The 17607-nt window shown below is 35.7% G+C and carries 17 protein-coding genes and 1 tRNA gene; 11 read left to right on the top strand and 7 right to left on the bottom strand.

The window, feature by feature from the left end; translation table 11 throughout:
- The first annotated feature begins 138 nt into the window (after positions 1 to 138).
- Positions 139 to 933 (top strand): CsxC family protein, encoded by a 795-nt coding sequence (locus BLE01S_RS19745; RefSeq protein ID WP_174521752.1) that lies wholly within the window; start codon positions 139 to 141, stop codon positions 931 to 933.
- Positions 934 to 1131: 198 nt separating this feature from the next.
- Here the strand turns inward: BLE01S_RS19745 and BLE01S_RS19740 are convergent, their stop codons facing one another.
- Both BLE01S_RS19740 and BLE01S_RS19735 read right to left on the bottom strand, forming a co-directional pair.
- Positions 1132 to 2532: a hypothetical protein gene (locus BLE01S_RS19740; RefSeq protein WP_066146628.1), complete on the bottom strand. Its 1401-nt coding sequence runs from the start codon at positions 2530 to 2532 to the stop codon at positions 1132 to 1134.
- 101 nt (positions 2533 to 2633) lie between these two features.
- The gene (locus tag BLE01S_RS19735; protein WP_066146623.1) at positions 2634 to 3413 is read right to left on the bottom strand and encodes a CsxC family protein; all 780 of its coding nucleotides are present in this window, start codon (positions 3411 to 3413) and stop codon (positions 2634 to 2636) included.
- Between the two features lie 254 nt (positions 3414 to 3667).
- Between BLE01S_RS19735 and BLE01S_RS19730 the strand changes: the two genes are divergently transcribed.
- Both BLE01S_RS19730 and BLE01S_RS19725 read left to right on the top strand, forming a co-directional pair.
- Positions 3668 to 4855 (top strand): ParM/StbA family protein, encoded by a 1188-nt coding sequence (locus BLE01S_RS19730; RefSeq protein ID WP_066146620.1) that lies wholly within the window; start codon positions 3668 to 3670, stop codon positions 4853 to 4855.
- A gap of 16 nt (positions 4856 to 4871) precedes the next feature.
- Positions 4872 to 5243 (top strand): hypothetical protein, encoded by a 372-nt coding sequence (locus BLE01S_RS19725; protein WP_066146613.1) that lies wholly within the window; start codon positions 4872 to 4874, stop codon positions 5241 to 5243.
- An 88-nt stretch (positions 5244 to 5331) separates the two neighbouring features.
- Here BLE01S_RS19725 and BLE01S_RS19720 read toward each other — a convergent pair whose 3' ends face one another.
- Both BLE01S_RS19720 and BLE01S_RS20925 read right to left on the bottom strand, forming a co-directional pair.
- Entirely contained in the window at positions 5332 to 5967 is a 636-nt protein-coding gene (locus tag BLE01S_RS19720) for a CotY/CotZ family spore coat protein (RefSeq protein WP_066146610.1), read from the bottom strand.
- Between the two features lie 508 nt (positions 5968 to 6475).
- Positions 6476 to 6655 (bottom strand): hypothetical protein, encoded by a 180-nt coding sequence (locus BLE01S_RS20925; RefSeq protein ID WP_145981935.1) that lies wholly within the window; start codon positions 6653 to 6655, stop codon positions 6476 to 6478.
- Positions 6656 to 7246: 591 nt separating this feature from the next.
- Between BLE01S_RS20925 and BLE01S_RS19715 the strand changes: the two genes are divergently transcribed.
- From BLE01S_RS19715 to BLE01S_RS19685, 7 genes are all read left to right on the top strand, one after another.
- Complete coding sequence (locus BLE01S_RS19715) at positions 7247 to 7966, top strand: TerC family protein (RefSeq protein ID WP_174521751.1); 720 nt, start codon at positions 7247 to 7249, stop codon at positions 7964 to 7966.
- Positions 7967 to 8185: 219 nt separating this feature from the next.
- Complete coding sequence (locus tag BLE01S_RS19710) at positions 8186 to 8425, top strand: hypothetical protein (RefSeq protein WP_066146608.1); 240 nt, start codon at positions 8186 to 8188, stop codon at positions 8423 to 8425.
- A gap of 273 nt (positions 8426 to 8698) precedes the next feature.
- Positions 8699 to 10285, top strand: coding sequence for an L-lactate permease (locus tag BLE01S_RS19705; RefSeq protein ID WP_066146605.1), 1587 nt, complete (start codon positions 8699 to 8701; stop codon positions 10283 to 10285).
- Positions 10286 to 10359: 74 nt separating this feature from the next.
- Positions 10360 to 11076 carry a FadR/GntR family transcriptional regulator gene (locus tag BLE01S_RS19700; protein ID WP_066146603.1) on the top strand — a complete coding sequence of 239 codons (717 nt, stop codon included), beginning with the start codon at positions 10360 to 10362 and terminating at the stop codon, positions 11074 to 11076.
- A gap of 14 nt (positions 11077 to 11090) precedes the next feature.
- Complete coding sequence (locus BLE01S_RS19695) at positions 11091 to 11807, top strand: (Fe-S)-binding protein (RefSeq protein ID WP_066146599.1); 717 nt, start codon at positions 11091 to 11093, stop codon at positions 11805 to 11807.
- An 18-nt stretch (positions 11808 to 11825) separates the two neighbouring features.
- Positions 11826 to 13253 carry a LutB/LldF family L-lactate oxidation iron-sulfur protein gene (locus BLE01S_RS19690; protein ID WP_066146596.1) on the top strand — a complete coding sequence of 476 codons (1428 nt, stop codon included), beginning with the start codon at positions 11826 to 11828 and terminating at the stop codon, positions 13251 to 13253.
- A complete protein-coding gene (locus BLE01S_RS19685; protein ID WP_066146592.1) occupies positions 13250 to 13957 on the top strand; it encodes a LutC/YkgG family protein in 708 nt (235 codons plus the stop codon). The genes BLE01S_RS19690 and BLE01S_RS19685 overlap by 4 nt, the downstream gene beginning before the upstream one ends.
- 129 nt (positions 13958 to 14086) lie before the next feature.
- On the opposite strand, the gene BLE01S_RS19680 is transcribed toward BLE01S_RS19685, so the two are convergent.
- From BLE01S_RS19680 to BLE01S_RS19665, 3 genes are all read right to left on the bottom strand, one after another.
- Positions 14087 to 14284, bottom strand: a complete 198-nt coding sequence (locus BLE01S_RS19680; RefSeq protein ID WP_197713559.1) for a hypothetical protein — start codon at positions 14282 to 14284, stop codon at positions 14087 to 14089.
- A gap of 1031 nt (positions 14285 to 15315) precedes the next feature.
- Positions 15316 to 15388 (bottom strand) — tRNA-Ala (locus BLE01S_RS19670).
- 62 nt (positions 15389 to 15450) lie between these two features.
- A complete protein-coding gene (locus tag BLE01S_RS19665) occupies positions 15451 to 16134 on the bottom strand; it encodes an MgtC/SapB family protein (protein ID WP_066146671.1) in 684 nt (227 codons plus the stop codon).
- A 119-nt stretch (positions 16135 to 16253) separates the two neighbouring features.
- Here BLE01S_RS19665 and BLE01S_RS19660 point away from each other — a divergent pair, with 119 nt between their 5' ends.
- Positions 16254 to 17147: a DMT family transporter gene (locus tag BLE01S_RS19660; RefSeq protein ID WP_066146583.1), complete on the top strand. Its 894-nt coding sequence runs from the start codon at positions 16254 to 16256 to the stop codon at positions 17145 to 17147.
- Positions 17148 to 17607: the final 460 nt, after the last annotated feature.

The following is a 17607-nucleotide window of genomic DNA, read 5'->3' as shown; positions in this document are numbered from 1 at the left end:
GTCCACCGACACTAGTCCATTCCGAATTACTTTCGTTACATATAATTAAGTATGTCAAAAGAAGAAAGGATTAATAGACTAATTGGTCTAAGTCATCGATTGCTTTTGATAAAAAAACTTAAGGAGTGTAATGAAAAAATGAAGCAAAACACAAACTGTGGCTCAGGCAGTCACAAAGAATGTCCACCGCAGAAGGCTTGCGATCAAGTTAAATCCAATACACTGTTCAGTGAAGCAGAGCAGTTTGCAACACCAGGAGCATTAGAAGAAACAGTCGTTTTAGGGGATGTTTTAATCCAGTCGCTAACAGAAGCCCATATTCATCTCCCATCCTACGCTACTGATATTAAACACATTAGAAAAAATGTAAGTTTAACTCAGTGTAAAGCTCTTCCTGTTGCTGGAAATCCAAACTTTGTTAAGCTGTTTGTCGAAGGATACGTGCATAAAAACATTCAATATGCTGAAGATTGTAATGGCTATCTAAGGGATTATAGTGTCAATGTTCCTTTTAAAGTCTATCAGCAAGTCGAGCTCGCTAATCCTCTTGTGTTTCCATTCGGTGAATTTAGCGTCAAAAATAATGTGCTAGAAAGAAGAGAACTGGCAAGTGATGGACACGGTGCTGATCGATGCAATTTTGGCTCTTTAACATTCGAAATTAATAATGAACCAGTTCACTGCAAATTACTTGCATCAGCAGTAAATCAATGGGATATCACTAATAATTTCGATAACTGGGGCCGTTTCAACGAAATCACTGAAAAAATGGAAGTAATTCTTGTAATTAAGTTGAGTCAAAAACAACAAGATCCTACTCCAGTTGTTCCAACGATTCCACCTACTGGCGCGATGGGCTTTGGTGCGTCATCGACTGGTAACTATTCACAAACCACCATCTATGACAGATTTAAAGGGATTATTGGTCAATAATAAGTAAGAGCGCCTTTTTAGGGTGCTCTTATTTTTCGGATATGTTATTTACTGTTGTTCATCAATAGATATTGGATAACTTGGCTTCCGCGCTATTCAAATTACCTGAAGGTAATCACTGTCTCCATGAACCATTTGAAGGAAGCTTGCTTTCTGAAAATTTGTATGGAGACAGTATAAATAGGCCGAAATTTAATATCAACATTCTCTAAAAAAGTGAGAATGCAGATCTACATATTGTGGTTGTAATAAATCAATAGATAGAAGAGCATTACCAAGAATATTTAGCTTTTGATCTTCTGTTTTTTGTGACACATCATGGAGCCAAACATAATGTATGTTGCGCAAATCAGATTCAATTCGCTCAGCGAACATTTCATTGCTTTCCCGTATTATGTGCGCTTTCTGGTCGACGTGAGAAAGAAATGTGAACTCGCTTTGACTTTTATTTGCGTAGTTAGGTGGATGAAGCCAGTTAATATTAATTACCTTTTCCCACGGTACAGATATCTTCCATGTATGAAGGGTGTTGATTGAATCCTGACATAGTGAGTATTCAATATTAGCCAATAGTTTCCCTTTTAAAAACCCAGTACTGGAACATAAGGGGAAATAGGATTCCATAGAATGCATAACCCAGTCAATATTTCTTATATTAGCTAAAGGTTCTATCAAATCAACAACTTCGCAAATATCGATATCAACGTCTACAGTAGCAAGTAATACAGGAGCCTTTATCATTGGGAATTGGACCAATGATAACTTATCTTCACTATCATTTTTTTTGATATCCAGATTTCTAATAGAATATTCAATAGGTAGTAGCCCTTCTTGATCAGTAGAAGATTCTTCCGACAAGGGAGGAGTTTTTTTCTGTTTAATAGCATTTTCTTCTTCTAATAAAGTTTCGTTTGATACAACGGAAACTTTATTTGATTCGTCTTGAAAGGATGAGGATTCTTCGGTGAAATAAGAATCTGTATCCTGAAATGAAGAGGATTCTTCAGTAGTATGATAATCTTCATTCTGATCTGTATCAGATTCCCCTTGTAAAGAAAAAACTTCCTTTTGTTTGGGTTTGTTATCTTCATTTAATCTTCCAAATTCAGCTGAGGCAGTGGAAGTTTCCTCGTGGACATCAGAAGGGTTTTCTAATAATGATGAAAAGTGATTAGTTAGCGAAACAATTCTTTCCTTTTTTTGAGAACCCTCTTCTATAGAGGGTTCTATCTGAATTAGTTCTTTCTCATCTCTATCATCATCAGAAGGGATGGATGGGTTCTCTATTTCAATGATTTGTTCTTCCTCGATATTATAATTAATGTTTTGTACAAATTGATCAGCCTCTATCTTTTTTGTTGGGAAAATTAAGGGAGCTGAGGTATTTTGTTTGTCTAGATCGTCTGATGTTAATAAACGTTCTTTAGAAACCATTTGTTTCTTATCAAGTTTATATCGATCTTCCCAATTAACTGATTCATCAAATTCGAATGAAGAAGGATGTTCGTCATTGAGATTTTGAGGATCATCTGGAAAAGTATCTATATTTTTATGAAATGAAAAAAGCTCATGATTATTTGATTTTTTCCTTTTTTTCATAATTACTCAGAAAGTTATGCTTGATAGCACCCTCTCCAATCTCCTCCTTACTTTCATGGAATTCTTATTTGGATAATTTCTAGGAGCCCATGCTAGCTGAATTATTCGCAATGGTCATTACATTCAACTTGGCATTCATCATTCGTAGCTGAAGAAATGCGAACTTGCTGATTTTGAAGAACTTTTAGCGAAAGATCAAGTACCATTTTCTCCTCAAGTTTTGTAAAATAACCTTCTCCTAAAGGGGCGCAATTTGGCAAAGGACTTCGATCTATTGCTTCATCCCACTCTATAATTTTACTTGAAATTAATTCACAGAACGGAAGCTCATTATAATGCTGGGTACTTTCTTGGTGAAACTGAGAGAGATCATTTGATTGAAATTCATCTTTTTCCGGAAATCCGGAAGGTAATGGCTTTGAAACAAAGAAGTCAAACTCATTGCGTTTATTCATTTCAGGCATCACTGGTCTTGTTAAGAAGTGTTTGATTTCCGTGACACAATGAAAAGGTACATCAACAGTGAGTGAATGTAAGTCAGAAGCAACAGTATTTTGTGAACTTTTATCAATCTCTTTACTTGGACTTGCGTATTGAATATTTTTGCGTATAAATCCTTTTACAAATAATTTGTTTGTCGGCAAAAGTAATCTACATTGTATTAATTTAACGTGTTTTTTAATATCTTTTATTTCCAATACTGGTTCTGGAAATTTTATTAATGCATCTACATTCGTTTGCAGTGTTAACTCTGCCAAAACTACAGGGACCTTTGTAATAATTTTACCAATACTTACATTAGGGTGAATGGGGTGACTTTCACATTCGCATTGATTTATTGATGTATTGCAATCTAATTCTTTTTTGTTTGCATCAGACATTTTGTTTCCTCCTCAAAGCAATGTATTGCATCCTATGCAAGTTGTAAGTCTATGTTTAGGCAACTGCCTATACTTTTGATTGATTAACTATTTGATGGATAAAATCCTTTGATTACCTTTGATGTTTTATTACATATATTATTCTTACTGGCGTAATTTAATAAATTCTGATTATATAAGGTGATTAAAAATAAAAGGTACTGGCACAAGGATGCCCAGGATGCATAGGATTCAAAAGGAGGAGTGAGGAAAATATGGATAGACATAACTTTCTTGCCATTGATATTGGAAACAGTTGGTATAAGGCTATGGTTTCTGACCAATGGACAGATGGTGAGTACCAAATCCCTAACGCCATTGCTTTATATGATGAAGAATTTTTTGAGAAACCGTATGAGGAAGATGATGTAGAGTTTGAAGAAAACCTTATTGTTGAAGTGAAAAGCCAGGCAATATTTGACAAAAGAGAAATATATTATATAGGGAAATCAGCAGCAAGGCAGAGGAATGTAAGTTTAACTGCTAAGAATAATCAAAAGGTAGATGAAGATCGAACATATATTTTACTGTTTGGTCTTGCGGCCTATCACGCGGCGCAATTAAGTGAAGAAGATGAAGTACATTATTCGATTGATCAATTAGCTGTATCACTTCCTACTACACAATATAAAGAGAAAAAAGACAATTTTAGGCAACGTTTGATTGGCACTCATACAGTTATTTTTCATAAGGTTCCAGGAATTCCGGAACCTAAGGAATTGGTTGTTAAACTGCATGTGCAAGATGTAATTATTGGCGCCGAGGGAGCATGCGCTTATCTTGGGATGACGAGAGATCAGGATACATTATACATTAAAGATGAATTGCTTGTTAATGAATCAAGTAAAGGAGTGATTATCGGTGATCTTGGAGGAGACTCCGTAGATTTTGTTGGAATTAAAAATAATAAGCCTATAGCTTCTATTGAGGGGGAAACATTCGGGATCAATCCATTTCTGGATAATATTATTCAGAAAGTTAGTAAAAGCGAAATGTATAAATTCGATTCTCGAGCTGAGTTGGAGGAAAAATTAGCACTTGGTCAATCTGAATGGTATGTCGAACCTTTTGCTGGTGTAAAAAAGGATATAAGTAAATATATTATCCCTCAATTAAAGTCTATGGCCATAAAATATCTTGAGCACTTTGATCGTATTCGTAGTAGCTCGCCTGAGATTAAGGGTGCTACGAGGTATATAGCAGTAGGTGGGGCGGCAAAATTGGCACAAAGAGAAATTCAAGAAGCTGCGGTCAGTTGGTCTGAAAGAGGACGTCCAATTGATTTAATGTTTCCAGATGAGATGGAAAAGTTGAATGTTCTTGGATTGATGATTCTTGCAAAGATGAAGCAAATACAAATAGAAGAAAAGAAAAACGAAGCTTATATTTCCTCTAACAGTTAAGTTAAGGAGGATAAAAATGTCTAAAATTTATACAGATTATATTAATAAAACAGCATTAACGATTCCCCAGCAGTTTATTGATGTAAAAACAGGGGAACATCAACTTGTTTCTACGAGAATTCAAGAACAAATTGAATATCATGCCAATAACAGTACACTTATCCATCTTGTATTATCAGCGTTAAATAGTTATCTCCATCCTAAATCTATGAATGGCAGAGCTGAGGAAATATTATTAGAACTATCGGAATTAAAAAAAATGATGCAACAGACTCAAACTTCAGATAAAAAGTTTAATTTGGATGCTAATCCGATTGTTACTCAAGAGGGGAATATAGGATTAGATTTGAAAGAAGTAGAAGAAATACTGGAAGGGTTCGGAGGTTAAAAATACCCTAAATTAATTTGGTTTGAATTAATACTTCCATCAACAAGAGATTAAAAGATTAAACTCTTGCTGATGGAGGTAAAATTAATTAGTGACATTTTAAATATACTGCTGGCAAGCATGTTATAGCACAAAAGCATGATAAATCTACATTAATACAAATTCCGGTACTTACCAGATCATCTACATTTTTATGATCTATTTGGCAACAGGGCGAACATATATCCTTACAAGAACATTTCTTATGAGGATTATTTGAGCATTTCTTATCAGTTTTAAATATCAAAAGCTCAAGGACAGCACAATGATCCTTTAGATCCTTTATTTTAAACACAAAGGAATTGGTACAAGTAAACTTTTTATGTTTTGTTGAACATGTAAGAGTAGTTACTCCACTTGCTTTAAAAGGTTCGGAATTAGTATTATAGAGTATGAAGGGAATAGTATTATTTTTTGTTTTATGTGACTCCCCTACTAGTTGCTTAATAGATTCCTTGCATGAAGTTTTGCATTCTTGATCTTTTTGCGCTTTTCGTTGTGCCCTCAAAATAGCTTCTAAAGTTTCTTCCAAACAAAATTCGTTGCGATGATCCATCTCGCAATCCTTGGATTTATCTTTCTCATGTTCATAATGATAGTATTTGTAACAATATGAATCATCTTCATATTCATCGTAATAATCATCATAATCGTTACGATGTTTCTTATACTTAGAACAACCCATGATTTTCACTCCCTTTAATATACTTAGAATTAGCATACGAATAAATGGAGTTTTTTGAGTGATGGTCTGGCCTAAAAGAGACAAATAAATTTAAATTAGGTGTAATTATTCTATCTAAATGACTACATAGAGGGGACTTAGGAGAGGGAGGAAAGGTGTTGTATAATAATAACGCTTATCTCTTATTAGTAAGAAGTTTGAAAATTTAGAAAAAGGCTTTTCAATATTGAAAAGCCTTTAAATAATTATTAAGGAAAGCGAACTGCTAGGATGTTCTTGCAATCCACGATAATTTCGGCGGCTCCCTGCATAAATGTTGCGCAACAAGTTTTTCTATCAAAACGTCTGAATGTTACGGTAGCAAAATTATTTAAGCCTGTTGTTGTAATATCTATTGTAGTACCCATTGCCAGATTCTTCAGCTGGTTACATACACAACCTGTGCAATGTCTATGATCACGTTCGCCCTCTACGTCTCCGCATCTGCAATCGTGATCATGCTCATCTCTTACATCGCAACATCCGCAATGTCGTTCGCGTGATCTTCCGCAACCACAATCTCGATCGCGATCTCGTTCATCTCTGACTTCGACACATTCACAAACCAATCTTTTTCTCCGTCTGCGTCTGCTGCCAACATCATCTGTATAATCTTGATAGTCATCTTCATACCACATGTACTCTTCACTCCTTTAAAGATTTATTAAAAGCCAATTGGCCTTTGTTATTAACATATTAAAGAAGGATAATTGTTGATTGGACAAACATACTGGTTATAATGACCATTTATTATCCAAGAAAAAAAGAAAGATTACTTTTTTAGAAAGTAACCTTTCGCTTCTTTAGATAAACTCAATAAAACATTATTTACTAAAAACGAAAACAGATAAAGCCATCTCTGTGTCGTCTATCATCATCGCGATCGCCTCTTACATCACGACAACAACAGTGTTACGATCTCTATCACGATCAGCACGTACTTCACGGCATTCACAGACCAATCTTCTCCGGCTCGGTCGTATGCGAGAAGTGCCTTCGACAAAATCCTCATCATAATACAAATTAATCACTCCTTATTATATTTAAAGTCGGCCGACCTTAATAATTAACATATTAAAAAATGTATTATCGATTGGACAGACATTCTAATGTATACGAACACTTTTAGCTTTAAACAAGAAAAGGATTATTAAAAAGGTGAGCTATTATATTTATAAGTAAGGTAATAGGGTATGTTATACTATACCAATTAATATTACATCGAAAGAAGGAAGTTAGAATGGAATTAGCATCAACAATCCTTGGAATTACAATCTCTTCTACAGCAATATTTGCGCTGTTAAAAATTATTGCTATTGATATTATTTTATCTGGTGACAATGCTATCGTTATAGCAATGGCAACACGAAATTTGCCGAAAGAACACCAGAATAAAGCAATTTTATGGGGGACCACTGGAGCAGTATGTTTAAGAATTCTGTTTGCAATAATTATTGTTTGGTTATTAAAGATTCCATTTGTTGATATTGTTGGTGGAGCATTGCTTTTATTTATTGCTTATAAAGTACTTGTAGGTGGGGAGGAAGACGCTCATATATCGGCCCATAATGGTTTAATGAAAGCAATTGGGACGATCATACTCGCAGATGTGGTCATGAGTCTTGATAATGTTGTCGCTGTTGCTGGAGCAGCAAATGGTCATATCAGCATGATTGCAATTGGTGTTGCTATTAGTATTCCAATAATGATTTTTGGTTCAAAGTTTATTGTAAAAGTAATGGATAAATATAATTGGATAAGCTATGTTGGATCAGGAATTCTTGCTTGGACAGCAGGAGAAATGATATTAAGGGACAAGCGGTTAGTTGATTTCTTTGGTGTCACTTCGGGGATAGTTACTTATTTAATCGTCATTGTGATTACCATTCTTGTTTTAGGCGCAGGTTACTTAACTAATAAGAAAGCTGCATCTAAAAGAAAAGTAAAACAGTACAATTAGGTCTACTACATCATTGCTTAAACGAACGATGAATTTGAACATTTAATCGGCTACTTGCCGCAATAATATTCCGATTTCTAATAAAATAGGTTTAAAAAATAAACGGATTATACCTCTGAATCATCATAGGTATAATCCGTTTTTCTTTGTGTGAAATGTAGGTACAATGCCGCTACAAGAAGAACTAGAGGTTCATATTATACATGAGGAGGTGATAAAATGTTTGAAATATATGATGTTGCGCTTATTCCACTCATTATTGGACTAGTTGAACTGATGAAAAGGGCAGGTGTCAATAAAAGAATATTACCATTTATTGCACTAGCATTAGGAATCGTGATTGGTATTGTCTATGTTGCGAATTTCGATTTTAAACAAGGTATCCTTGTCGGCACGATGTTAGGACTGGCTGCAAATGGGTTATACAGCGGCACAAAAAATACGATCGATAAACGGTGACGAGCAATCGTTACTTTTATTGAGCAATGCAAATGTACACCTTTCCCACAGTGACCGTGAGTCCTATTTGTTATATTGCAATACTATTACCGATATGTTAGTATTTTAATGGATTATTAGATATATATGTAAGTAGGATGTGAGAACTGGTTTTTTCTAGCTGATTGATGAAAGCGATTACATAAAAACAATCGGTAAAAAGTAAGTTTTTTATGTAGGTCATCAGATGACCTTATGATAAGATGGGAGTATCCCAGAGGGGAAGGAATCGATTTGTTATTACTTGTAGCATTAACAGCAATTATTGCACCATTAATTTTATTAGTAATATTAAGAATGTCAGCGCTTAAAGGAATGTTTTATAGTGCAGTATTAGTTATTTTACTATCCCTTACAGTGTGGGGGCTGGAAGGTAAAGTTATTTTAGCTTCTACTTTGCAAGGGACGCATAAAGCGTTTACTATTCTTTTGATTTTATTTGGTGCGATCGTGTTATTGAATACCCTTACTCATACAGGTGCGGTTGATCGTATCAATCAAGGATTTCGAAATATTTCTGGCGATATGCGTGTTCAAGTGGTAATCATTGCGTTTTTATTTGGTTCATTAATTGAAGGTGCGGCGGGGTTTGGTACACCAGCTGCAGTTACCGGTCCATTGCTGTTTGCGTTAGGTTTTAATCCGATGGCAGCGGCAACAATCGCTTTAATAGCCGATAGTACGGCTGTTCCTTTCGGTGCAGTTGGTACTCCAGTTAATGTAGGTTTAAGCAATATTACGGGATCCGACGCGGCTTTATTTCATTCCGTTGGTGTGAAAATTACAATGATTGACTTTTTTATCGGGACGATACTTCCGTTTGCTCTTGTAGTTGTATTAACTCTATTTTTCGGTAAGAAGAAGGGGATAACAGATGCATTGCCATTACTACCATGGTCTTTATTAATTGGTATCGTGTATACCTCTTCTGCGTTTCTATACGCATCATTATTTGGTCCCGAGTTTGTATCAATTTTAGCTCCACTAACAGGTTTAATCGTTGCAACCGTTACGGCGAAAAAAGGATTTCTATTACCAAAAACAGAGTGGGCAGATGCATTATTAAAAGGATTTGAATTTAAGAAGACTAAATCAGATATGGGTTTAATAACAGCGTGGTCGCCTTATCTTGTAGTAGTCATACTTTTGCTCCTTACACGCATTGTTCCAGGCATTAAACATTTTGCTCAAAATGCAATTGATTTATCTTGGAATAATATTCTTGGATTTAGTGGAGTAACATCAGATTGGGAGTTTTTATACTCACCAGGAACAATACTTATTTTAGCTGCCATATTAGCCGTTTTCATTCAACGGAAGTCTTTTCATAACTTCGTAACAGCATCAAAAGAATCTTTACGTTCAATTAAGAATGCAGGTTTCTCATTAATATTTACACTCGCATTAGTACAAGTTTTTACAAACTCTGGAATGAATGTTAAAGATCTTATCAGTATGCCGCAATATATAGCTGAAGCTTTATCAAGTACATTTGGATCTATGTGGATTTTTGTTGCTCCATTCCTTGGAGAATTAGGCGCATTTATTACAGGGAGTGCGACTGTTTCCACGCTAACTTTTTCACCGGTTCAGCACAGTATTGCTATTCAGACAGGGATTAATTCGGATCTTATTTTAGCGCTTCAGATTATCGGGGCCGCTGCTGGTAATATGATTTGTGTACATAATGTTGTTGCAGCCTCTGCCGTTGTTGGCTTATCAGGAAAAGAAGGCGATATCATAAGAAAAACATTCATTCCTGCTTTGCTTTACGGCCTCTTGGCTGGTATTGGCGGATTTATAATACTTACTTTTTTGTAAAATCTAATTCGTATCACTATTTACTATTTTATTCGATAGAATGAATATATATCCTGTGTGTGGAGGAGAGCGGAATGGGAAATAAACGAATTCAAACGAAAAAGATTTATGAAGAAGTAACGGATTCACTTATCAAAATGATAAAAACAGGTGAATTGAAACCGGGAGATAAACTAGATTCTGTAGAGCAGCTAGCACAAATTTTTGATGTGAGCCGTTCTGCTATTAGAGAGGCTCTTAGCGGTATGCGAGCGATGGGACTAGTTGTAATGCGTCAAGGAGAAGGGACGTATGTAACGAAATTTGATGCATCCAACTTTACATTACCTATAACAGCAGGCTTGTTAATGAAAGCGGAAGATGCCATAGAATTGTATGAGGTACGTAAGATTCTTGAGATAGGTACTGCAAGTTCGGCAGCGATACACCATAAAGTAGAAGACTTAATACCGTTAAGGGAAGCAATTGATGAAATGAAGAGTTTAAAAAAATCTGATGGAGTTGGGGAAGATGCAGATATGCGTTTTCATATGGCAATTGCACGCGCCACGCATAATCAGATTCTTATTCATTTAATGCGGTCGGTTTCTGAAATAATGGTGAATGTATTGCGTGAAACAAGGGAGATATTAATATACTCGGAGAAAAAGACCATTAGATTAATCGAAGAACATCAATTAATCTATGATGCGATAGAAGACAGGCAACCGGAACTAGCAGAAAAATATATGCTAGAGCATTTACTTAATGTTGAAAAGTCACTTGGTAAATATATGAATTTTAAAAGATAATAGGGGTGAACGAGATGAGAGTTTCATTATTCATCACATGTATGTGTGACATTTTTGCTTCAAACGTTGGAAAAGATACCGTTGAAATTTTAGAACGAGTGGGATGTGAAGTTGATTTTCCAGAGGCGCAGACATGCTGTGGTCAACCATCCTATAACAGTGGATATTTAGAGAATACGAAAGAAACGATGAAATATATGATGAAGGCTTTTCGACATTCAGAATATGTAGTAGGTCCATCGGGGTCCTGTATAGCAATGTTACGAGATTATGAAAATATCTTTCAAGGGGATCCAGAGTGGGAAAGTGAAGCGAAAAAGCTCGCTGCCAAATCATTCGAACTTACACAATTTCTTGTTGAAGTATTAGGGATAGTCGATGTCGGATCAAATTTCACAGGGAGAGTTACCTATCATCCATCTTGCCATATGACGAGACTATTAGGAGTGAAAGATGCACCAAGACAACTATTAGAACATGTGAAAGGTGTGGAACTTATTCAACTTCCGCAAGGAGAGGACTGTTGCGGTTTTGGTGGAACTTTCTCTGTTAAAAATTCTGTGATATCTGGAGAGATGGTCCAAGAAAAAGCGGATCATGTAGGAGAAACAGAAGCGGAGTATTTAGTTGGTGGCGATATGGCCTGTTTAATGAATATCGGTGGACGTTTATCGCGAGAAGGACGAAATGTAAAAGTGATTCACCTTGCTGAGATTTTAAATCATCGCTAAATCAAAGGAGTGAATGAGATGAGCATACGTATCGGTAATGGTTCATTTGATAATCGGGTTCAAGAAGGAATTGAAAATGACTTCATGCTTAGTTCTGTTGCTTCTGCTCAAGGCCGTTTCAGAAGTGGTCGAGCAAATGCAGCTGAAGAACTGGGTAACTGGGAAGATTGGCGCTCGTTAGGGGAAGAAATCAGAACACATACGTTACAACATATTGATTATTATTTACAACAATTAAGTGAGCAAGTATCCAAACGGGGCGGGCATGTATTTTTTGCTGAAACAGCAGAAGATGCTAATGAATATATTAAAGAAGTTGTGAAAAGAAAAAATGGGAAGAAAGTCGTTAAGTCAAAGTCAATGGTTACAGAAGAAATAGGGTTAAATAAAGCATTACAAGAAGCAGGGTCAGAAGTAATTGAAACAGATTTAGGAGAGTGGATATTACAGTTGGATGGAGACGTACCTTCCCACATAGTAACCCCTGCATTACATTTAAATAGAAATCAAATTAAGGATACCTTTTCCAAGAAAAGAGGATATGATAAATCGAATTCTCCTGAAGAACTAGCTTTATTTGCACGGGAGCAATTAAGGAAAGACTTTTTATCTGCAGATATTGGAATAACTGGATGTAACTTTGCTGTAGCTGAATCTGGAGCTATTACACTAGTAACGAATGAAGGCAATGCGCGTCTCGCAACCTCATTACCAGATACGCAAATTTCCGTTATGGGGATGGAAAGAATTGTCCCGACATGGGAAGAACTAGATATCTTAGTTAGCTTACTAACGAGATCAGCAGTAGGTAAAAAGTTAACCAGCTATATCACTGCAATTACAGGCACGCGTTTAGAGGGAGAGGTTGATGGCCCGGAAGAATATCATTTGGTTATCGTTGATAACGGTAGGTCGAAGATTTTAGGTACGGAATTCCAATCCGCACTTCACTGTATTCGTTGTGCTGCATGTATCAATGCATGCCCGGTTTATCGACATATCGGAGGACATGCATATGGTTCGATTTATCCAGGTCCAATTGGGGCAGTACTTACCCCACTACTTGATGGATACGAAAATCATAAAGAATTGCCTTATGCATCTACTTTATGTGCTGCTTGCACGGATGCATGTCCTGTAAAAATTCCACTCCACGAGCAATTAATTCGTCATCGACAAATAATTGTGGAAAGAGAAAAGATGGCACCAATAGGTGAAAAGTTAGCGATGAATGGCTTTGTAAAATGGTCCACTAATCCTGCGGCATATAAACTAAGTGCGAAAGTTGCTCGTACGGCTTTAAAACCGTGGACGAAGGATGAAAAAGTGTCTAATGGACCAGGACCATTAAAAGGATGGACGACATCGCGTGATTTTCCAGCTCCGAGTAAACAGTCCTTTCGCTCTTGGTTTAAAGAACATCGAAAAGGGGATAAATCGCTATGACCATTCAAAATCGGGATAGTTTTTTAGACAACGTGGCTAAAAGCCTCGGAAGACCTCGTCTTACAGAAGGAGTGAAGAGGCCGAAATGGAGTTTAAGTCCACAATGGGACGTATACGAAGGTTATTCAGCAGATCAACTAGTCGATGTTTTAGAGAGACAATGTATAGCAATACATACAGATTTTAAGCGGACGGATAAAGCTGGATTGTCTGAAACATTAAAGGAAGTAATCGAAGGATATGCTGGCAAAAAGCTTATCGCTGTGAATGATCATCGCAATGAGGAATTTGGATTACCTGCTATTTTTGAGGAACTTCACCAGAAGGGCATTCATATTCGGATTTGGGATTCAACGAGAGGAAAGGAAAATCAAGTGTATGCTGAAATGGCTGATATAGGAATTACATTTAGCGATATTACACTTGCAGAATCAGGTACATTAACTTTGTTTAATGATAAAAATAATAGCCGGACAATTAGTCTATTACCGAGGGTTCATGTTGCTATTATTCCAAAGAGTACACTCGTTCCACGGATCACACAAGCAACAAATAGAATTCATGAAGCGAATGAGCAGGGAAGAGAAGTTTCATCTTGTGTAAGTTTTATTTCTGGACCAAGTAACAGTGCTGATATTGAAATGAATCTTATTGTCGGCGTACATGGACCAGTCCAAGCGACATATATTGTTGTTGATGATTGAGAAAAATTAATTTAGTCTATTTGGAAGATGCATTGCGAATAGGTAAACTTCTACAATCGGATAAAATAATATATATTAAAATAGGCATGTGCGGCTAAGGCCGACATGCCTTCATCTCTTATATTCTATCTATAAAAATAATGCAAACAAAACTGCAAGTGCTCCGAGTGTGATACCACTCCAAGCCAATACTTTTTGAGGGGAAGTTAGACAAATCAGACCTAAAACAAAGGCGCTGCCACCTAACCCGTAAGGTTCATAAAAGAATCCTAAAGCCGCTAAAAGAATTGCTAGCCAACCTATCCAGATACCTAAGGAAGCTTTCAAATCAATGACCCCCTTTCTAAATACATGGAATAACAACTTGATGGACGAGCTGTTCATCCTCACTCTTACGTTGTATTATATGCAGGGGAATCACATTTGCAATAATCAAATAATAATTATTTTTAATAAAGCATAAGGGGTTATTTGATGGAAAACAATCCACTTTTTTTTATGTTTCTAGTATTCTTAAATTATTCTTAAATTAGAAGAGGAATATGAATACAGCTAGAACTTTAAAATGATATATATGCTTGGTAATGAAGATATGCTTGACATCGACTCGTTCTGATGACATTCTTTTCAAAAGGTAAAGTTCAAGCAATTTGAATTACATAATCGTCAATGAAACGCATGCTCGCCCTCGCTGAAGTCAAATAATTAGTACAAGTGGTTTTAAAATTGAAGATCCTTCCGAGATTAATTCACTTTATCCCTTCATGCTTGTTAAACGCAGATATGAAATGATGTCAGAAATTTTACCATCGTATGAGGTGACAGAAGAGATGAGTCACCTTCCAGGTATATCTTGTTGGATACGTTTATTTTCACCACGTTGGTTCTGGATTATATCGACGATTGTTTCAAGCCTAACGTTCAGAATGCAGAGCAAACTTGGCGGATTTTATCTATTGCTTTGTTTGTATGTATCCGTGTAACAAGAAAGCTTGATTTGTTTATACACGTTATATTTTAAAGGATCGATTTATCCAAGTTAAAGTAGGTAGTCTGACCACATCTTTATTTGTTTCAGTACGAGATAAGATTATTGAAGTGGAAGTAATCCGACACAATTTTCAACAAAAGCTTGGTCTTGTTGAAAATTGAAATTAATCGAGCTAAACCAATACACTATACTATTCTTGGTGATATTCCAATGGAGTTAGCTGATTCATTTTATATGTGGGAGGAAAAGATATCAAAACAGAATAAAAGCGTGTCTGTAACTTCAAAATGGAGTGTAGACACGCTTAATTTAATTCTATTATCAAATTAATTAAAGAAAGAACCCTGCAAGTGCAGGGTTCTAGTTATGGAGACTAGCGGGATCGAACCGCTGACCTTTTGGCTGCCAGCCAAACGCTCTCCCAGCTGAGCTAAGCCCCCAATTGCAAATCGAACTACAATCTCTATTATAATAAGAAATAAAAAAAGTGCAAGAAGATTTTTTAGCTAATTATCTCAATACGTTGAACATCATTGATATTGGAGATAGAATAATAAATTTCGGTTACTGCTCTTTTTGCGTTTACTCTCGTTTTTAGTTCTAACATATGTGCGGTTTCTTCGCGTAAATCTTTAATGCGTGTATGGGTAACAATAATTTTTTCTTCTACTAATTTTTGTAGGACGGATTCTAGGCTTTCTGGTTTACTGACGGTAATCTTAATAATTAAATCTCTTTTCATTAGCTTTGTTGGGCTTAGTTTTGTTAATAAGAATGGAATAAGTTCGACACTTATTATGAGTAATATCACGCCTACAGATGCTTCTATAAAAAATCCAGCGCCAACCGCAATTCCAATCCCGGCTGCTCCCCATATTAAAGCAGCAGTTGTAAGTCCGGAAATATGATCATTTCCTCTTCTTAATATGACGCCTGCGCCGAGAAAACCGATACCGGAAACAATTTGAGCAGCTAATCGCAAAGGATCCATTTGGATGCGTATATCATCATTTCCGGGGAAAATATAAGCTGCTTCAATAGATACGATTGTTAAAAGGCAACTTATGATTGAGATAACTAAGCTTGTTTTTAAACCTAGTGGTTTTCTTTTTAACTCGCGCTCAAGGCCAATGATAAGTCCTAATAATGCAGAAATCCCTAATTTTAATAATAGATTATAGTCTATTAATTCCAATGCTCCACTTCCCTTAAAATTTTTTTATAACTAATGATGGTATATCACGAAACTTAAAGATAGAATGATTTTAGCACATGAAAGAGAAAAACACAGTAAAGGAGTTAATGATGGATACACCTAAGATGAACCCTTATGTAGCTTTGGCAATTGGCGTTTTTTCCGTCTCTACATCCGCTATATTTGTAAAGCTTTCTACAGCGGAGGCAGGAGTCGTTGCATTTTATCGCATGCTTTTTAGCGTAATAATTATGTTACCGATATTTTTTCCGCGATATCTCCACGAACTTCGTGCAATAACAAATAAAGATTGGTTTTATACTATTATTGCAGGAATATTCCTAGCATTTCATTTTATACTTTGGTTTGAATCTTTAAATTATACTTCGGTTGCAAGTTCTACAGTCTTGGTCACACTTCAACCTCTATTTGCATTTATCGGCACATTTTTTTTCTTTAAAGAAAAGTTTTCTCTTAAAGCGGTGGTTTGTGCAATTGTGGCCGTTCTTGGGAGTATTATTATCAGTTGGGGAGATTTCAGAATTAGCGGAGCAGCTTTATACGGAGACTTTCTGGCCTTGGCTGCCTGTGCATTAATTACAGCCTATTTGTTATTTGGACAGAATGTAAGGCAAAGAATATCACTTATTACATATACATTTCTTGTTTATTTAATAAGTTCAATTGTTTTATTAATTTATGTAATAACTATTTCAAATGATACTTTATATCCATACCCAGCCTCTGATTGGTTTTACTTTTTGCTGCTTGCTGTTGTGCCGACATTAATGGGACACACGCTTTTCAATTGGTCTGTAAAGTGGCTTAGTACATCGACGATCTCTATGGCTATATTATTTGAACCTGTTGGAGCAGCAGTGTTAGCTTTTTATATTTTGGGTGAAAAAATCATGTGGACCCAAATAGGAGGAGGGCTAATCATAATAATTAGTGTATCACTATTTATATATGATGACAGGAAACAAAAAGTATTACATCAATAAAAATAAGTGGAATTTTTTAAATGAATAAATAACAGAGACCAGAAAATACAAAAGCCATACTAGAAGAGAAGATAAATGTCCCTCCAAAAACCTTCTCTTCAGTATTGGAAATACGAAGAGCTTCTATATAAGAGTACGAGAATAAATAAAGCGTCATTATTATAGTAATACCAAAAGCAATATTAGTGAGCATCTGTAAGAAACACCTTCCTTTGGTTAGTTATATTTGTTATTATGTATGTAGTTAATGGAGGAAACATGCATTAGAGGTGTTTTTTAAAACTTTTTTTAAAAAAAAGGTTGCAACTTAATTTTGGACATGGTATATTATTAGTCGTCCGCAAGATCAATAAAGCTTTTTGTGAAAAGACTTTAAAACTTTTTTCACAAAAGTGATTGACTATCAATCGGATAAATGTTATATTAATAAAGTCGCTGTCAGAAAGCAGTGAGCAAGTTT

It is taken from the genome of Lederbergia lenta NBRC 16444, from assembly GCF_001591545.1.
GTDB lineage: Bacteria > Bacillota > Bacilli > Bacillales > Bacillaceae_C > Lederbergia > Lederbergia lenta.
This window is presented reverse-complemented; position numbering and strand designations above follow the sequence as displayed.